This is a genomic window from Dorea sp. MB18-49 (genome assembly GCF_023669465.1).
Classification (GTDB): Bacteria; Bacillota; Clostridia; order Lachnospirales; family Lachnospiraceae; genus Dorea_A; species Dorea_A longicatena.
The window spans coordinates 39,453-57,672 of sequence record NZ_JAMOYX010000007.1 but is presented as its reverse complement, the minus strand read 5'-3'; the positions used below and the strand labels follow the sequence as shown (position 1 = coordinate 57,672).

The 18,220-nt window shown below is 41.1% G+C and carries 15 protein-coding genes; 1 reads left to right on the top strand and 14 read right to left on the bottom strand.

Annotated features, from left to right (window positions below; all coding sequences use genetic code 11):
- Window positions 1–119: 119 nt before the first annotated feature.
- From NCY30_RS04100 to NCY30_RS04050, 11 genes are all read right to left on the bottom strand, one after another.
- A complete protein-coding gene (locus NCY30_RS04100; RefSeq protein WP_006426760.1) occupies window positions 120–596 on the bottom strand; it encodes a threonine/serine exporter family protein in 477 nt (158 codons plus the stop codon).
- The gene (locus NCY30_RS04095; protein ID WP_006426761.1) at window positions 596–1,756 is read right to left on the bottom strand and encodes a threonine/serine exporter family protein; all 1,161 of its coding nucleotides are present in this window, start codon (window positions 1,754–1,756) and stop codon (window positions 596–598) included. Before NCY30_RS04095 ends, NCY30_RS04100 begins: the two co-directional genes overlap by 1 nt.
- A gap of 124 nt (window positions 1,757–1,880) precedes the next feature.
- Complete coding sequence (locus tag NCY30_RS04090) at window positions 1,881–2,732, bottom strand: hypothetical protein (RefSeq protein WP_207670977.1); 852 nt, start codon at window positions 2,730–2,732, stop codon at window positions 1,881–1,883.
- Window positions 2,733–2,871: 139 nt separating this feature from the next.
- Entirely contained in the window at window positions 2,872–4,305 is a 1,434-nt protein-coding gene (purB, locus tag NCY30_RS04085) for an adenylosuccinate lyase (RefSeq protein WP_022416053.1), read from the bottom strand.
- A 51-nt stretch (window positions 4,306–4,356) separates the two neighbouring features.
- A complete protein-coding gene (gene purF / locus NCY30_RS04080; protein ID WP_130096511.1) occupies window positions 4,357–5,784 on the bottom strand; it encodes an amidophosphoribosyltransferase in 1,428 nt (475 codons plus the stop codon).
- Between the two features lie 224 nt (window positions 5,785–6,008).
- Window positions 6,009–6,692: an amino acid ABC transporter ATP-binding protein gene (locus NCY30_RS04075; RefSeq protein ID WP_006426766.1), complete on the bottom strand. Its 684-nt coding sequence runs from the start codon at window positions 6,690–6,692 to the stop codon at window positions 6,009–6,011.
- A 12-nt stretch (window positions 6,693–6,704) separates the two neighbouring features.
- Window positions 6,705–7,355 (bottom strand): amino acid ABC transporter permease, encoded by a 651-nt coding sequence (locus NCY30_RS04070; RefSeq protein WP_006426767.1) that lies wholly within the window; start codon window positions 7,353–7,355, stop codon window positions 6,705–6,707.
- 70 nt (window positions 7,356–7,425) lie between these two features.
- On the bottom strand, window positions 7,426–8,283 hold the full coding sequence (locus NCY30_RS04065) for an amino acid ABC transporter substrate-binding protein (RefSeq protein WP_006426768.1): 858 nt from the start codon (window positions 8,281–8,283) through the stop codon (window positions 7,426–7,428).
- A gap of 107 nt (window positions 8,284–8,390) precedes the next feature.
- The gene (locus NCY30_RS04060) at window positions 8,391–9,170 is read right to left on the bottom strand and encodes a hypothetical protein (protein ID WP_006426769.1); all 780 of its coding nucleotides are present in this window, start codon (window positions 9,168–9,170) and stop codon (window positions 8,391–8,393) included.
- On the bottom strand, window positions 9,145–10,428 hold the full coding sequence (locus tag NCY30_RS04055) for a DUF5716 family protein (RefSeq protein ID WP_022416049.1): 1,284 nt from the start codon (window positions 10,426–10,428) through the stop codon (window positions 9,145–9,147). The genes NCY30_RS04060 and NCY30_RS04055 overlap by 26 nt, the downstream gene beginning before the upstream one ends.
- Before the next feature lie 21 nt (window positions 10,429–10,449).
- Window positions 10,450–13,746, bottom strand: coding sequence for a DUF5717 family protein (locus NCY30_RS04050; protein WP_044919623.1), 3,297 nt, complete (start codon window positions 13,744–13,746; stop codon window positions 10,450–10,452).
- 128 nt (window positions 13,747–13,874) lie between these two features.
- Here NCY30_RS04050 and NCY30_RS04045 point away from each other — a divergent pair, with 128 nt between their 5' ends.
- The gene (locus tag NCY30_RS04045) at window positions 13,875–14,963 is read left to right on the top strand and encodes a pyridoxal phosphate-dependent aminotransferase (protein WP_022416047.1); all 1,089 of its coding nucleotides are present in this window, start codon (window positions 13,875–13,877) and stop codon (window positions 14,961–14,963) included.
- Window positions 14,964–15,090: 127 nt separating this feature from the next.
- On the opposite strand, the gene NCY30_RS04040 is transcribed toward NCY30_RS04045, so the two are convergent.
- The 3 genes from NCY30_RS04040 to NCY30_RS04030 all read right to left on the bottom strand — a co-directional run bounded on the left by NCY30_RS04040 (window position 15,091) and on the right by NCY30_RS04030 (window position 18,208).
- Window positions 15,091–15,435, bottom strand: coding sequence for a cupin domain-containing protein (locus tag NCY30_RS04040; protein WP_022416046.1), 345 nt, complete (start codon window positions 15,433–15,435; stop codon window positions 15,091–15,093).
- Window positions 15,436–15,519: 84 nt separating this feature from the next.
- The gene (locus NCY30_RS04035; protein ID WP_006426774.1) at window positions 15,520–17,448 is read right to left on the bottom strand and encodes an ABC transporter permease; all 1,929 of its coding nucleotides are present in this window, start codon (window positions 17,446–17,448) and stop codon (window positions 15,520–15,522) included.
- Window positions 17,441–18,208: an ABC transporter ATP-binding protein gene (locus NCY30_RS04030; protein WP_028086259.1), complete on the bottom strand. Its 768-nt coding sequence runs from the start codon at window positions 18,206–18,208 to the stop codon at window positions 17,441–17,443. The genes NCY30_RS04035 and NCY30_RS04030 overlap by 8 nt, the downstream gene beginning before the upstream one ends.
- Window positions 18,209–18,220: the final 12 nt, after the last annotated feature.

Genomic DNA, 18,220 nt, shown 5'->3' with positions numbered 1-18,220 from the left:
ATTATCTCCTGTTTCTTATTGTTTTTAAATGTATGAAATCTATGTATTACTACATACATTAGAACACTATTCGTCCTTTCATTGTAGCACAAGTCTGTAACTGACAGCAACCTTTTCTATCATATCTTTCCTTTTTGCTGTTTTTTGAGTTTTCTCTCGATCCAATATTCTTTCTGGAAAACTTCTCTCGGAATAGACACGATACACACAATTCCAAGCACGATTGCAAAAGCCACTTTTACCGCTCCCAATCCTTTTACCGCTGCCATAGCAAGCTGATTGGTCACCAGATAATATGCCGTAAAATATATTCCGGCACCCGGTACTAACGTGATAATTCCCGAAATCAGGAAAATTGTAATAGGACACTTAAGCCGTACCGTCAACATTCTTGCCACCAGCACAGTACACACTGTTCCAATAAATGATGCTACCGCAACAGAACAATATACAGAAGCGAGCTTATATATCATCCAGCCCACCGATCCCGTAATTCCACATCCTATATAAAATCTTCTGGGCACCTGGAACATGACCGCATATGCTATCGTCCCGATAAACGAACACGCCAGATTTGCTACAATTTTTATGACCATCACAAAACGCCTCCCAACACATGATGATAAACCGTCAGAGCTGCCCCGACTCCGATTGCAATATATACAAATACCATGACCGCATCAATCATCTTCACTGTACCCGCCAGATAATCACTGTCCGCCAGATCACGGATTGCATTTACAAAAGCAAGTCCCGGTACCAATGGCATGATTCCGCCTGTTACAATTCCTTCCATCCGCAGATTTCCAAATGCCGGTATCTGCATTGCTGCCAACGCCATCGAAGCAATAATAATTCCTCCTACAATGTGAACCAGGATTTTGGAAATTCCGTGTTTTCCTGCAAACAATGACCACGCAAACACGACACAGCCGACAAAAATCGCCACAAACGCCTCCATCGGTGTTCCTCCCAACAGATATCCCAGTCCCCCAGCACTCAAACCTGCAGCTGCAATCTGATAGGATATCCTTTTTGTCGGCATTTTATTTATCTGTTTTAATTTTTTCCAGGCCTCTTCTATCCCTACATGCCCTGCTGCAATTTCTCTGGAAAGATCGTTTACTTCCGCTACGATCCCCAGATGTGTAGAAGAAAGCGGTACTTGTTTAACTTTTGTATATAATTTTTCTTTATCAGTTCCTGCACAAATAAAGAGTCCGTGACTCAATGTGAATAAATCTACATATTTCACTCCAAATCTATGACAGATCCGCATCATCGTCTCTTCCACACGAAAAATTTCTCCTCCGTTTTTCAGAAGCATCCGTCCTGCTTCCATCGCGAGATTGATCACACGTTTTGTATCAATCTCAGACATCAGTTCTTTTTTCAGATATTTCTCATCTTCATCGGAAAATCCGCATTTTTCGCAAAATTCCATGATGTCCAGGCAACGTTCCTTCTTCATATATACCCAGTCATACTGCGCACAGTAATGTTCACATATATAATGTATCATATATCTGCCGTAACCTTTTCCCTGATCCTTTTTTATGGTTACGATATTCTTAATCTCACATTTCTTTTCTTCTGAAAATATCACTATACAAAGTGTGCGGAGCTTTCCGTGTTCTTCCAGTAAGAACAGTTCTCCTTTTTCCAGCAATTTTCGAATTCTGGATTCATCCGGGTCACCAGCTCGAAGTAATTCTATATAATCTTCTTTCCCGTCTGTCACCTGTCGAATATTCATTTTTCGTTCTGCTCCTTTTTTGATTCTTGACCCTGCCTATTATAACACCTGTCATTCTAAAATCCTAGAGCATTTTTTCGCAAAAAAGATGTGCTTTTCGCACACCCTTTTTACCCCAATTATATCATCTTCCATTCGGCCGGCTTATAAGTTCTCCTCCCTTGTTGTAAAGCATCCCATCCCGGCTTTCATACACCGGATTATCCGGTGCAACTTCAATATACATAAGTCCGCCTATCTTCTCCAATACTCCTGGTGCAACAAAAGTAATATTCGCCGGAATATAGACTTCTACCGCATCCGAAATTCCATCCAGTGCATGTTCTCCTATTCCGCTGCATCTTTCATCTGCCGGAAAGATGATCATCCCATCACACAGAATCAGATCCAGATTCTCATATCCTTCTATCACGCCTTCTGAATTCACCTTAAAGCCTTCCAGGTTCAACAAGTCTTCTGTCATTGGTTCTCCTGCAGGTTCTTCTGTTATTTTTCCTGTTATAGATTCCGGAACACTCTTATCCGTAACTGTTTCCTGCGTTATGGTCTCTGTTTTCGCGGAGTCCATATTTGCCCATGCAGCTTTCCCGTCTTTTGCTTCCGGAACACCTTTTACTTCCGGAATTATTTCTTCTGTTTCCGTCGGTCTTATTACATCCTGCATCGTTTTCTTTATCGTCACAGACTTACATACACTTTTCGCAGTTTTCTTTACATCCAAAACCTTCTGAGTTCCTAATTCAAAACAATCTTTTACCATATCCACGCCATGACTTTCCGATACTGCTTTGCAGAATCCTTCACCGGATCCTGTATAAGCATCCATCTTCTCCACATTCATTATTCCTGCGACAAGACGGGTACAAATTGCCAATATAATCAACATAGCCACATCCATTCGGATCCATCTGTCCATGTTATTACGTTTTAATATAAATGTATCTGCTTTTATACCGGCACTCTTTTGTATATTCATTCCCATCTATCCACCTTCTTCCCTGACATTTCACTTATAGTTTATATATATGATTATAAAGCACGTACTTAAGGAAAGAAAGTGGCATCTCGCCACACTCGAGATACCACTTTCTTTTTAGCAGTTTCTTTATATCCTTTTATACGTTGATTTCCGCTGTTACGCCAAGGATTTCCTTATTTGCTTCCAGCATCGGATTTACCACATTATTCAGATATGCCTCCACCTGTACCGGTGCACGTCCTACATATTTGGCAGGATCCATTGTCTTCTGCAATTCTTCCAGTGAAAGGTTGAATGCCGGATCTGCTGCGATCAGTTCAAGCAGGTTATTATCCAGTCCTTTTTCTTTTACATTACGTCCTGCTTCCATAGATAATTCACGGATTCTCTCATGAAGTTCCTGTCTGTCTCCACCGGCTTTTACAGCGTCCATCATGATGTTCTCTGTAGCCATGAACGGAAGTTCTGACATAAGTCTCTTTTCAATAACTTTCGGATATACAACCAGTCCGTCTACTACATTCAGACACAAGTCCAGAATACCGTCAATTGCAAGGAATCCTTCTGGTACGCTGAGACGTTTGTTTGCTGAATCATCCAGTGTTCTTTCAAACCACTGTGTCGCAGAAGTGATTGCCGGGTTCATGGCATCCACCATCACATATCTGGAAAGTGAAGCAATTCTTTCACTTCTCATTGGGTTTCTCTTATATGCCATTGCAGAAGATCCAATCTGTGTCTTCTCAAACGGTTCTTCAATCTCTTTCAGATGCTGAAGGAGACGGATATCATTGGACATCTTATGGGCACTTGCTGCGATACCTGCAAGTACATTCACAACCCTGGTATCCACCTTACGTGAATAAGTCTGTCCTGATACCGGATAGCAGGTCTCAAATCCCATCTTCTTGGCGATCATCGGATCAATCTTATCGATCGTCTCCTGATCTCCGTCAAAGAGTTCCAGGAAACTTGCCTGTGTTCCTGTCGTTCCCTTAGATCCAAGAAGTTTTAAGCTTCCCTTCACATATTCCAGATCTTCAAGATCCATCATAAATTCCTGCATCCAAAGCGTTGCTCTCTTACCTACTGTAGTAGGCTGTGCAGGCTGGAAATGTGTGAATGCCAGTGTCGGAAGATTCTTGTGTTCATCTGCGAACTTTGCAAGTTCGGCGATCACATTGATCAGTTTCTTTCTGACGATTTCCAGTGCTTCTGACATCAGGATGATATCTGTATTATCACCTACATAGCAGGAAGTTGCTCCAAGATGGATGATTCCTTTTGCCTTCGGACACTGTTTTCCATATGCGTATACATGAGACATTACATCATGGCGGACTACTTTTTCTCTTTCTTTTGCCACATCATAATTGATGTCATCTGCATGTGCTTTTAATTCCTCAATCTGTTCATCTGTAATATCAAGTCCCAGTTCTTTTTCCGTCTCCGCAAGAGCGATCCAGAGTTTTCTCCATGTGCGGAACTTCTTATCCGGCGAAAAAATGTACTGCATCTCTTTACTTGCATATCTTTCTGAAAGTGGACTTGTATATCTGTCGTTACTCATACTCATAATCTCCTTCATCAATTCTTCTACCTGACTATTTTAACCTGTTTTTTATTCAAACGCCAGTGAAATATCTCTTCCCGGTACTTCCATCGGGTAATTTCCCGTGAAGCATGCATCACAGAATGCCAGATCTCCAACCATATCTTTCAGCTTTTCAACTTCCATATATCCAAGCGAATCTGCCCCGATCATCTCACAGATCTGTTCCGTTGTATGAGAATGTGCGATCAACTGTTCATTTGAAGGCACATCTGTTCCGAAATAACATGGATGCAAGAACGGTGGGGAACTGATTCTTACATGCACTTCCTTTGCTCCGGCCTTCTTGAGCATCTTAATGATATTCGCACAGGTTGTTCCACGTACAATAGAATCATCCACCATAACAATACGTTTTCCTTTTACAACCTCTTCAATTACATTCAGCTTAATCTTTACACTGCTTTCTCTCTGGCTTTGTTTTGGCTTAATAAATGTTCTTCCGACGTAACTGTTCTTATGGAATGCCATTCCATACGGGATACCAGACTGTTCCGAATATCCTTTTGCCGCAACCAGTCCGGAATCCGGCACGCCAACAACCAGATCAGCGTCTACCGGATACGACTCTGCCAGTGCCTTTCCCGCAACAATTCTTGCATGATAGACATTAACATTATCAATCACACTGTCCATTCTTGCGAAATATATATATTCAAAAATACATCTTGCCTGCTTCTTCGGATCGATCGCCATGGATTTATCCGATTTCATTCCATGTTTTGTGAAGCTTACAATTTCTCCAGGCTCTACATCTCTTACGAATTCTCCGCCAACGGCAGCAATCGCACAGCTTTCGGAAGCAAGGAAATATGTATTATCTCTCTTTCCGATACAGAGCGGTTTCAGTCCGAACGGATCTCTTGCTCCGATCAATTTTCTCGGCGAGGTAACAACCAGCGCATATGCACCTTTGATCTTCTTCATCGCATTTTTCACCGCGTCTTCTGCCTTCTTTACATTCAGACGTTCTCTGGCAATATGATATGCAATCACTTCAGAATCAATCGTTGTCTGGAAAATTGCGCCTGTGTACTCCAGTTCATGGCGAAGCTCGATTGCATTGGTCAGGTTACCATTATGTGCGATCGCAAGAATTCCTTTCACATAATTAATAACCAGCGGCATCGCATTTTCTGCTCTGGAACCGCCCGCCGTCGAATATCTGACATGTCCGACACCAAGATTTCCCTTCAGTTCCTGAAGCGACTCTTCATCGAATACTTCATTTACCAGTCCAAGGCCTTTCTTGGAATGTACTTTTCTCTCTCCATATGTATCCGTCACCGCAATACCACAGCTTTCCTGTCCTCTGTGCTGCAATGCAAAAAGTCCATAATAAACGGATGGTGCAACATCTCCGCCATCCATATCATAGGCTCCAAACACACCGCATTCTTCACCCAGTCCTGTTGTTACTTTTTCAAATTCACTCATAAATGCAGACTCCATTCTTTTCAAATTTTTCATTTGTCAAAACTGTCTTTAAAAAGCATTTTGCTATATTAGTATAATACAAGGCAGAAGGAAAAGCAATATTTCCACCTGCCTTGTACTCGTACCGATACATTATTTATAGCGCGTCTTTTAATAAGTTCTACTTATAATCGTGTTTTATTCATTAGAATTTTAACATACAATCTCTTTTGAACGCATGACGATTAATCATTGAATTTCCCCAGAAATTCTTTCATTCTTTCATTCGATGAATCAAATACTTCCTCCGGAGTTCCTTCCACTGCGATCACTCCCCCGTCCATAAAAATCACATGATCAGATACATTTCTCGCAAAATTCATCTCATGGGTGACAATTACCATCGTCATATGTTCCATTGCAAGTTCACGAATGACCTTCAGAATCTCTGCAGTAAGTTCCGGATCTAATGCCGACGTCGGCTCATCAAAGAACAGAATGTCCGGATTCAGCGCAAGTGCTCTCGCAATCGATACACGCTGCTGTTGTCCGCCCGATAACTGACATGGATATGCATTTTCCTTATCGGAAAGTCCCATCTTCTTTAAAAGCTCTCTTGCTTCTTTATAAACCTCTTCTTTCTTACGCTTCTGCACTTTGATCGGCGCATCTGTAATATTCTTCATCACCGAATAATGCGGGAACAGATTAAAGTTCTGAAATACGAGTCCGAATGTTCCTTCGTAATGAATCTCTCCCGCATCCGCAGTCTCAAGTCCTGTCGCACACCGAAGAAGTGTCGATTTACCGGAACCCGACGGGCCGATAATACCCAGAACTTCTCCCTTTTCTACCTTTAGAGAAATGTCTTTCAGAACTTCTACTCCATTAAAGCTTTTTTTAATATTTTTCATTTCAAGCAGACTCATGGTCTATTCCTCCTAATGGTAATAATTCAATTTTTCTTCAATCTTCTCCATGATCATCGCAACCAGCAGGTTGAACACATAATAGAAGATACCGGCCGCGATATATGGAACCATAGAGGTCTGTGCCGCTGCGATTTGCTTTGCCATAGTAAACATCTCAGTTACCGCCAATACAAATGCAAGTGAAGTATCTTTTACCAATGTAATGATCTCATTCGTCACGGCAGGCAGAATATGTTTACACACCTGTGGAAATACAATACGGAAAAATGTCTGACCTTTCGAATACCCAAGCACCTTTGCCGCTTCATACTGTCCCACCGGAATTGCTTCAATTCCGCCTCTGTAAATTTCTGCAAAATATGCCGCATAATTAATTGCAAAACCAATCAGTACTGCTGTCATACGATATCCTGTGGAAATTCGCATTCCAAACAGATAATAAGGTCCGAAATACACCACCATAAGCTGCAACATCAGCGGTGTTCCTCTCATAATTGATATGTATAATTTTGAAATCCATCTGACCGGTGCGATCTTCGACATTCTGCCAAATGCAACTACTAGTCCAAGAGGCAGAGAAAAGAGTAATGTCAGGATAAATATCTCTGCCGAGATCCACATTCCTCCACCAAGCTCTCTTATCAGTGTTCCTATCTCCATCTGTTACATCCTCCAGTTCTTTCAAGCGAGTAAAAAAGAGCCAATCCCCTCCGGGGTTGGCCCCTTCATTTTACTTACCGTTCTTTCCTATACAAAGAGCTCCCGGAACTCCGTAATCTGCATATTTTTCTGCAATCTTATCCACTGTTCCGTCTTCTGCCATTTCATCCAGTGTCTTCTGGACTTTATCTTTCAGCTCTGTATTTCCTTTTTTGAATCCAACCGCATACTGTTCAGATGAAATTTCTTTATCCAGGATCTTATAATCATCCGGATTTTTTCTTGAATTCACCTGATAGTTCGCAACTCCGATATCCATTGCAATTGCATCGCATGCACCAGATTCCAGATCCATGAATGCTGTATTATATTCAGCAACCTGATTCAGATCTGCAAATGTTGCCGCCAGATCTTTCTGATCCCCTTCCAGTGCCGCAAGTGCGGAAGAATCCGTCTGTACTTCCACATGCTTTCCCTTCAGCCCGGCAAAATCATCAATACCGGAATCACTTCTGACTACTACAACCTGCTTGTTATCAATATATGGATCTGACCACGTGTAATCATCTTCACGACCGTTCATAGTAAATCCATTCCAGATACAGTCTATCGTCCCAGAATTCAGTTCCGCGTCCTTGGAATCCCAGTCAATTGGCTGTTTTACCAGTTTCCAGTTGTTTCTGTCACATACCTCCTGTGCAAGATCGAGGTCGAATCCAACATATTCTCCGCTGTCGTCTTTATATCCATATGGCGGGAAAGAAGCATCAAATCCAACGATCAATGTATCATCATCATTCTCTATCTTTGCTTCTTTTGACGATTTCTTCCCATTATCAGATGAACCGGAATCTTTACTTCCACATCCTGCCAATACCGTTGTAGCTGCCATTGCCGTAACAAGGAGCAGTACTAATCTCTTTTTCATTACATATATCCTCCTGTATTCCTTTTACGTGTGCCAAACAGCCACTACACTCTTTTACTAGTTTAGCAGTTGATTACTTTATCACACTAAAATCTTTGGATATATTATCATATTCTGCGGTGTTTGTCAATCCTGCGGTATTCCTTTTTCCATTCTTCCAGCTTTTCTTCCGGAATATCCAGACCAATTTCTTTTTTAGTCTGGTCTATTTCATTCTGTATCACAGTATCGAGACTTAGAAGCACCGGATTTCCCGACAACAACTTAATATATTCTTCATGAGGAAGCGCTCTGTAGCAGCTATAGAGATATGCTTTTAACATATCCGGCTGTTCACATATCTTATACGCTTCCTGATAAGCTTTTGCAGCCTCTTTATACAAAAACTGATGCCCGTATGCTGCCCCCATACTCGCATATACACGCCCATAAAACTTCTTATCTACCGATTCATCCCAATCTCTGTTAATAATAGACTGATATACAAGAATCGCCGATTCATATTCTTTACTGTTCTGTAAGCTGTCCGCCTTATATTTTTCTTTTTCTACATCTCTCTGTGACTGCAGCTGCTCCAGAACACTTTGCATTTTGTGGATCTCAGCTGTCGCATATATATTAGATTCTTTCAGAATCGTAAGTACAAATTCTTCCATGGAACCATTTTCCCGGAGAAGTCTTCGAAGTTCGGATGACAATTCCGGAAGTTCCAGTTCATCACCGATCCATCTGCATAATCGTTCGTTCACAATTGTATAATCAATCAGATACAGATTATTGCAGATGTAATAGCACAATTCTTCGATTGTATAAATCCGCATGTGCACCCTGGATATTTCGAAAGGTCTTTTGGCCCGTTTTTTATGACAAAGAATTAAACTGCCCATTGATACCTCCTAAATGTAATTCCTTTTCTACAAAGAAGTCTGATGCCGGATAGAACTCGCCAAATCCCACATCTTTGAAACGAAGTCTGCACGTACGCTCATCCAGAAACATCACTTCTATCTGAAGCCTCAACGAATAATCCGTACGTTCCGGAAGTCCTTCCAAAGAAACAGTTTCCACTTTAAGATCTTCTCCATCCAGTGACTCTATATGAATCTCAATATCAGATGTATCTTCCAGTATTACTTCCCACTGTCCATCAGCTTCATACCAATGTGTTCCCCATGCAACGATCGGATACCAGCCTTCCTGCCCCGCAATACGCATGCGCAGACAAATCTGTTCTGTCATCTTCGTCCCATCAAGATAAATCGGTCCATCGTCATAAGGGTCTGCATAACGCATGGACGAATAGCAGGCACCTTTACTGTAAAGATTATTTCCGAGAAAGGCCCTTCTTCCGTTACATAACACCTTCAGAGAATTCGGATACCAGTTATTTTCAAACCCCTCCCCTGTCAGATAAACCGACGATACTACTTTTTTATCAAACACATTCTGAATAAATGATTTAAAGCTTTCATCGGCATCCTTCGCCTTGTCCACATTCAGCACAGGATAAATAGCCTCAAGTTCCCTCATATGTGCATTGGCAACTTCTTCTACTGTTACGAACATGTCTCTGCTTTTTGTGCTCACTGTATTCAGACGTCTGAGCATATATGCACGTATCTCCTGTGCATCGCAGTAGAATAACGCCGATTCATACTGCCACAGTTCTTTTGGCTGATAGAACATATACTGGCAAAAGCTTTCCTTATAATCCTGTACGAACACACACTCTCCGGGCACACCTATATGTTTACCGATCCCCTTTAACATCTTTGACATATCCACATTCGTATATGGAACAGAAAATGTAATATAATCAATCTTTTCAAACTTTTTCAGCATCAGACTGACAAATTTGGCAAGGAGCCATACTCCGTCATGTATCTTTTCTCCTACACGTACTTTTTTTCTTTTCACGGCCTTCCGGAACAGATGTGTGACAATGTCTCCTTCTCCTGCTTCTTTTAACCGTTTTGCTTCCTGTCCGTAAACCCATCGGTCTTTATAATATCCCAGTATCAGAGGAATCTGATAATTGTCTACTGCTGCCTCCATCGTTTCCGGCTCTTCTTTATTCTCATCATAGTAGCTGATCTGACAGCTTTTTTCATTCAGATCAACTCCCAGAATACTTCCTTTTTTCATTATCATCTCCTCCTTTCTTCATTAATATATCTTAAATATCTGATTCGCCATCTGTTCTTCTTCCTCGAATTCCAGCATAGCTTTTTTGCGTTCTGCCTCAGAGTCCATACCTGTCATTTCATTCAACTGCTGATATTTTCCCGCGTAAATGCGTTCTTTATCAGTTTCCAGTGTCTTCTTATCTGTAGTGATCATTTCTCCATTTCCGGACTCCTGGAAATAATAGCTTACAGACTCATCATCATAAAGCACAAACTGCTTTACATAAAGATTCTCATATACAGGCATCATGGCTTCTGCTCTGTATCCAAGTTCTTCTCTTTCTTTTTGCTTCATCTTATAGTACAGCCTTACCTTTCCTCCCGGCTTACAACGATATGCTGCCATAACCTTATTATAAAGCTGTACTTCTCTTAACCATTCTTCCGGATATTTCAGGTAATATGGGAATACCAGCTGTTTTTCACACATTTCTCTTATTACCTGATGAAGGACCGCCGCCATTTCCTCAGAATATTCTTTATCTGAATAATACTTCAAGAGTGCAATCTTACATACATCCGGCAGATCTTCTTTCTCTTCACATTCGTTTGCAATTATTTCAAATACACATTTTTCCAGATTACGTCCGTATACGATATATTCTCTGGATACATATGCAAGATATGCCTGCTTCAGACGGAAATATACATTATCCGACAGATAATAATCTTCAAATATATGCTCTTCTTTATATAACGTCTCTGCAAATACCATCTGAGTGATAATTCTTTCGCTGACCTTATATGATGGCACACCATACTGCTTCAGCACTTTCCACAGCCGTTTCATATCACCGATTGCACCGCAATAATACTCCGCCAGATATGTCAGTGTCACTTTATCATACTGGCCGCGTCTGAACATCTCAAACGCAAGATAACTTAGAAAATCATCTTCTGTATAATTTTCTTCTCTGATCCTCCGGCTGCATACCAGAAATACATCTTTATCATCAAATGCATCGATTCCTTTTGCCAGGATCTTATCATAATCTGGTTTTTCTTTTTCCGGCTCCTGATTCCAGAATCCCGTAGATGCCGCATACTTTCGGCACATATCTACAAAACGTGGTTCATAGAACAGACGCTTGGTCTCATACGGAATCGAATCCGTATAGTGTCTTCCCTCCACAGACTCCCAGACAATTCTTGATTCCTTGTCATACAGATATATAATTGCCCCATTCTTCTCGTCATAAGGAATACGCTGACGGACAGAGCCGTCCTTTTCAATAACCAGAACGCACTTCATACCACGTACTTTTGTTCTTACTTCATAGGAATAACAAATGTCACGCATCGCCTCCATACGCTCCGCAGACATCTCATCTTCTTTGCAGAAGCGTTTATATAAAGTGCGCAGTGATTCTGTAATATGGCGCTTCATCAATTGTTCCCATGTAAATGCTACCATCTGTTCCCGGTAATTCAGATACAGATCTCCAGCCTGTTCCTCATGAATCACAAGACTTGCATAGAGATATGCCGCTTTTTTATAATCCAGTGCATTTCCATGCATAAAATACAATACCAGTGATTTTGGAAGCGGTCCGTGTGCACTGTCCTCATCAATTGTCATCATATAGTATTCATAAAGCTGTGCGATCTTAAGATCCGAATCTACTGCCTTCTGATACCAGAAGAAATACTTTTTCTCTGTTTTATTTCCTTTGATCAGAAGTGTACAGATTGTATTAAGGATCATCGGTTCATCGTACATCTTATAGATTCTTTCCAGGATTCTGAAAAGATTATCACTGTATTTCTTCTGCTGGCTGGCAAAATTTGAAATATAAAGGGCCAGTTCTTTTGTCATCATCCGGTATTTTGTAGCAAAATTCAACACCTGTATCTCGAATGTTCCGAGCTTTTTAAGAAGCGTTGGCTTTTCCTGATAACACAGATATGCTTCCAGATAGAACATAACCGAATGAATTCCATATTCAAACTGTTGTTCCAGAACTTCCAGACGTTTGTACGGATTTTTATAGCGTGTATCCAGATTCAGGATCATATAAAGCAGCCACCAGGAATCCTGATGACGCATATATGTCTTTCCAACCTCATCCAGTACCCGTTCTTCATAATTCACGTCTCCACGGATTTTTGCAGTCAGGTAAAGATAATAACAGTTTGTCAGTGGATCTTTCCCGATTGCAAACCGGTTATAATTATAATTCTCCAGAATCCATTTGGCTTCTTCTATCTTCTCTCCAAGCAGATAAATATTAGCCAGCATGAGCTGGTATACCTCATTGAGTGGTTCTAATTTGCGAAGTGTAACCATCTTCTCGATCGCACTGTCCACCCAATGATCTCTGCTTACTCTTCCTGCCATATAGCCTACATATTCTTTTACGATCTGTGCCATCAGAAGTTCCGGCATCCTGTGATCTTCGTCATATTCCTGATTCTGCAGTACTTCCACTTCATATGTCAGTGTCTCATACGGTGTCACAAATTTCAGTGCTCCGTAATTACGTCCTCCATGAAGCTTCTCTGCTCTTACCACATATTCTATCTCATGTGCATTTCCCACAAAATCTTCTGTACTGATTTCCGGTCTTGATACCCGGATAAAATCTCCTACTGTCTCAATCTTGATCGGCATATATCCCCAGGTATTCTTCATCAGAGTCAAAGTTCCTTTCGTTGACTCAGTCAGATCTTCAAACAGCATTCCTTCTCCCTGCAATGTCAGGAAAATGCATTCTTTCTGCTTGATTCCCACCATGAATTCTTCCATCGCCTGCTCACTGAGAGACCATTTACGCATATTGTCATAAAGATAGAAAGTACGTTCATTTTCATATTTTAAAATCTCATAGAATTCTTTAGACCGGAATAATCTTCCTGCTTCCGAAAAATCTTTGATCGCAAGTTTTCGGAAATCATCTGTGCTTTGTACTTTTCCATACGTTGTCATCACATATGGTTTTTCTATAATAGCTGTAAACGACAGTTCATATTCACCACCGCTGCATACGATCGTAAATTTACCTTCTTCTACATGTCCCGGACGAAGCCCACGTCCGTCATATGTAAACTCAACCCTCGACGGATTTCCCTCGAATCCCTGGTCCTTAAAATGAACACGAAAAGAAGACGAGTAAACGAGTCCTCGTATTCTGCCTTCATTATTCGCCCTCATTGTAAAACTTCCCCTGTATACTTCCCCTTCACCTATAATGAGCACCAGATTCGTCTCATCGAATATAACATCAGGTCGTATCAACTGAAAGTCGCCTTTTGAAAATTTTTGGATTTTATTTTTCAAGTCCTACACCTGCTTCTTTCGTTGCTTTTTTCTTAAAACATACTATAATAAATTATAGCATTGTTTGTCAACGAATGGCAATGCCGGAAAGAGAAAATATCAAAATTGTGTCGATAGGATGGAAAATTATGAAAAAAAAACCAGAATTTCACGGAAGCGATCTGGAAAAGATCGCAGATTATTATCACCTTGACAAGGAAAAGATTGTTTTGTTCGGCGCCAATGTAAACCCGCTCGGATTATCCGGACAGGTAAAAAAAGATCTCGCAGAACATCTGGATATCATCAGCAGTTATCCAGACAGAGATTATACAGATCTGAAAAAAGCAATTGCTGCATATACCAATACCTCGCCGGAACATATTGTTGTCGGAAATGGTTCTACGGAGCTTATCTCACTCCTGATCAGCCAGCGCGCACCAAAAAGGGCGCTGCTTCTGGGACCGACCTATTCCGAATATGCAAGAGAGCTGAATCTGGTCGGCGGCACACTGGAATATTATAATCTGAAAGAAGAACAGGATTTCAGACTGGATATTTCCGATCTGACCGATACACTGAAAAGTGATATTGATCTTCTGATCATCTGTAATCCGAACAACCCGACCTCTTCAGCCATCAGTACCGCTGATATGAAAAAGCTGTTAACCGTATGCCGGTCACTTGGTATCTTCGTTATGATCGATGAGACTTATATCGAATTCGCACCGGAAGGCACTTCCCTCTCTGCAGTTTCTCTTGTACCGGAATTCGACAACTTCATGGTCATCCGCGGTGTATCCAAGTTCTTCGCCGCACCTGGACTTCGCTTTGGTTATGGTCTCACCAGTAATCAGGCATTTCTTCAGACACTTCTTACCCACCAGAATCCGTGGAGCCTGAACAGTATCGGGGCTTACGCCGGTGAACGGATGTTGAAAGATACCGATTATATTCAGAAAACCTGGTCTCTCATTGATTCTGAGCGCACCAGAATGTGCACAGAGCTTTCCGGACTGGATACCGTAAAGATTTACCCGGCTTATGCCAACTTTGTTCTTGTAAAGATCTTAAAAGAAGGACTCACTTCTTTCGATGTCTTTGAAAAAGCGATTCACCAGAATCTCATGATCCGGGACTGTTCTTCTTTCGAAAGCCTGAACGGAGAATATGTACGGTTCTGCATTATGAATCCAGAGGATAATGACCGGCTGCTGGATGTATTCCGTTCATTATAATCAATACAGAGAACCTGCCCCCGGCAGCTTCTTCCGAATGCATGGCAATACAAACACCTGTCTGCGGCCCGGTATCATTCCTGAAATAATCCAAGTTACAGACAGGTGTTTTTCATATTTTCCAATATTATTTTTTTAAGATCAATGCCATAAAGGTAAGTTCTTCATCACCGGTGTTCTTAATTCCATGTGCATCTCCGTCTTTACACAGGAACAGATCGCCAGGATTTGCCGGCTGTTTTTCGCCGTTATCGTCATAAGTTCCGTGTCCGGTCAGAATGAAGTAAGACTCCGTCTCACCATGATGATAATGGTATCCTACTTCACATCCCGGATCCAGATGAATCTTGGCATACATCTTACAGGCTTCTCCAACTTCTTCCGAAGTAACCATTGCTTCTCTTACAATATAACCGTCTCCGCCATTTACATGTTCCACTTTTACCAGTTCTCTTTCGCCTTCTCTTGTCATTTTTAAGTTCCTCCTTGATTCGTAAAACATTCTAAAACAACAATACAACCTGAAAGATACAAAGTCAATGGTAAACCCTTAATCTTAATTCACGATCCGGTAATATTCTTTCGCGGTTATACTGTAAACGATGATATAGAATACCGCAAACACCGCTATCGTAATGATTGTGCATACCGCAAACAACGATACATTCGTAAGATTTAATACTCCCAGAATTTTTGTCATTACTTTAAAGGCTACTGCAACATGGATCACTGCTACAACCAACGGCAGGAAGAATACGCTTAAGACCTGGCTTCTTATGGAACGCTTCACTTCTTTTTTACTCATGCCAACCTTCTGCATGATCTGGTAACGCTCCCTGTCATCATAGCCTTCCGATATCTGCTTATAATAAATGATCAGTACCGTTGCCATAATAAACATACTTCCCAGATAGATTCCAATAAAGAACAGTCCGCCGTACAATTCATAAAAAGAAGAACGGCTTAACATACGGCTTTCCATCGTTCCATCCGGAAACTTTTCATAAAATTCGTTCTGTATCTGTTCCAGTGTCTCTTTTTGTTTTCCGTCATCTCCCTTCAGGTTGAATTTATCTGCATAAGAAAATGACTCGATACGTTCAATCTGCTCTGCATTTGCAAATACAATGTATAATGTCTTATACATTTCTGCCGTGCTCTTCGGCTGGCTCGTCATCTCGGACAGTTCTTTTTTCACCTGATAGTTCTGTCCTGCAATGTTTATCTGTTTTTTTCCACATTTGCCGTTCGTGGTATAGGTCAGTATCTCCTGTTCCTTTAACGAAACATTCTGTTTTTCTATCCGGTTATACTCTTCCTGTGTGATCATCTCTACATAGTAAAAATGATTGTCCGGATAGTACTGCTCTACCTTTTCCAGATTATTTCCTTTCAAAACCGCATTCATACTGCCATATCTGTACCGGACTCTGTCTGTTATTTTTACCCCTGCTTTCTCACATTGTTCTTTTATCAGTCTCTGAAGAGTCTCTTCATTATTTGTATCGGCTTCATTGCAGACAATTGAAACATCTCTCGGAAAACGTGAGTCCAGAATATCTTCCATTCCCGCATACAAAGATACCGTTGTGGATACCATAACCAGCACCATCGTACTTAACACACAGATGTTCGCAAGTCCCGCTCCGTTTTGTTTCATACGATAGATCATGCCTGATACACTGGTAAAATGCTTTGGATTATAATAATAAGCTTTATTTTTCCGGAGTATTTTCAATACCACAATGCTTCCGGCAATAAAAAGTGCATAAGTTCCAATAATCACACAGACCACTGCAACAAAGAATTTCAAAAGTGCTTCTAACGGTGCCTCTGTTGTAAGTGCAATCCAGTAACCATTGCCAAGTGCCGCCACACCGACGATCACAAGCAGCCATCTGCTCTTCGGCTCTTTCTCCCCCTGATTGCCTCCGTGCAGAAGTTCCACCGGATTCACCAGCTGTATCTGTAAAATGTTATATAAATACGTCAGAAGAAAAATTCCTGCAAATAATATGACAGTCTGTACAATTGCAGTCCCATTAACCGAAAACTGCATATCTACGCTATTGTGCAGAATCTTAAGGAGCAGCAGATACATCAGTTTCCCAAATATTATTCCAAACACCAGACCGCCAAGAATACTGATTCCCGCCGTCAGGATCGTCTCAACTGCCATCATTCGTGCAATATGCCGCTTTCCCATTCCAAGAATATTGTATACTCCGATCTCTTTCTTTCGTCGTTTGATCAGGAAACTATTCGTATAGAACAGAAAAATCACTGCAAATACAATGATCACACCCGTTGCATACTGAAGACATATCTTCAATGTATTCTGGGTAATACCTTCCCCCTTGCTCAGTGCGTCAATGATATAGAACATCATGACGGTCAGAACACCTGTAAAGATATAGGGTACATAGGTCTTACGGTTATTCTTAAGATTGGTCACAGCAAGTTTTTCATAGATGAAATTATTCATCCTCCTCACCTCCTGTGGTAAGAATCTTCAGCGTATCTGAAATTCTTTCATACATTTCTTCGTTCGTAAGATTCCCCCTGTAAAGCTGATGGAATACTTTTCCGTCCTTGATAAAAAGCACCCTTTTCGCACTACTCGCCGCTTTCACACTATGTGTCACCATAACAATCGTCTGACCTTCCTGGTTAATCGTTGTAAAAAGATTCATCAGACTGTCTGCCGCTTTCGAATCCAGTGCTCCCGAAGGTTCATCGGCAAGAATCAGCTGTGGTTTCGTGATCAGCGCTCTTGCAATTGCAGCTCTTTGTTTCTGCCCACCGGACACCTCATATGGATATTTCTCCAGTAGTTTTTCAATTCCAAGTTTTTCTGCAATCGGTTTTAATCTCTTTTCCATCTCCGGATATTTCTTTCCGGATAATACCAGTGGCAGGAATATATTATCCTTTAATGAAAATGTATCTAACAGGTTAAAATCCTGAAATACAAAGCCGAGATTCTGACGTCTGAACGTTGCGATCTCTTTTTCTTTTAATTTTCCCAGATCCCTGTCTTTTAAATAAACCTTTCCTTCTGTCGGTTTATCAAGTGCCGCCAGAATATTCAGCAAAGTCGTCTTTCCCGATCCAGACTCTCCCATGATTGCAACATATTCCCCGCGTTCTACCGTAAAATTCACATCTCTTAAAGCCTCTACCTGATTGCTCCCAAAACGAGTCGTATATATCTTCTTCACATTTTTTACTTCCAGTAATGACATAAGTTTTTCTTC

Bases quoted from the DNA above. Each gene is read 5' to 3' on its own strand.
- NCY30_RS04045 (WP_022416047.1), top strand. From the start codon at position 13,875: ATGAAAAAAAAACCAGAATTTCACGGAAGCGATCTGGAAAAGATCGCA.
- NCY30_RS04040 (WP_022416046.1), bottom strand. From the start codon at position 15,435: ATGACAAGAGAAGGCGAAAGAGAACTGGTAAAAGTGGAACATGTAAAT.
- NCY30_RS04035 (WP_006426774.1), bottom strand. From the start codon at position 17,448: ATGAATAATTTCATCTATGAAAAACTTGCTGTGACCAATCTTAAGAAT.
- NCY30_RS04065 (WP_006426768.1), bottom strand. From the start codon at position 8,283: ATGAAAAAGAGATTAGTACTGCTCCTTGTTACGGCAATGGCAGCTACA.
- NCY30_RS04100 (WP_006426760.1), bottom strand. From the start codon at position 596: ATGGTCATAAAAATTGTAGCAAATCTGGCGTGTTCGTTTATCGGGACG.
- purB (WP_022416053.1), bottom strand. From the start codon at position 4,305: ATGAGTAACGACAGATATACAAGTCCACTTTCAGAAAGATATGCAAGT.
- NCY30_RS04030 (WP_028086259.1), bottom strand. From the start codon at position 18,208: ATGTCATTACTGGAAGTAAAAAATGTGAAGAAGATATATACGACTCGT.
- NCY30_RS04070 (WP_006426767.1), bottom strand. From the start codon at position 7,355: ATGGAGATAGGAACACTGATAAGAGAGCTTGGTGGAGGAATGTGGATC.
- purF (WP_130096511.1), bottom strand. From the start codon at position 5,784: ATGAGTGAATTTGAAAAAGTAACAACAGGACTGGGTGAAGAATGCGGT.
- NCY30_RS04060 (WP_006426769.1), bottom strand. From the start codon at position 9,170: ATGGGCAGTTTAATTCTTTGTCATAAAAAACGGGCCAAAAGACCTTTC.
- NCY30_RS04095 (WP_006426761.1), bottom strand. From the start codon at position 1,756: ATGAATATTCGACAGGTGACAGACGGGAAAGAAGATTATATAGAATTA.
- NCY30_RS04075 (WP_006426766.1), bottom strand. From the start codon at position 6,692: ATGAGTCTGCTTGAAATGAAAAATATTAAAAAAAGCTTTAATGGAGTA.
- NCY30_RS04055 (WP_022416049.1), bottom strand. From the start codon at position 10,428: ATGAAAAAAGGAAGTATTCTGGGAGTTGATCTGAATGAAAAAAGCTGT.
- NCY30_RS04090 (WP_207670977.1), bottom strand. From the start codon at position 2,732: ATGAATATACAAAAGAGTGCCGGTATAAAAGCAGATACATTTATATTA.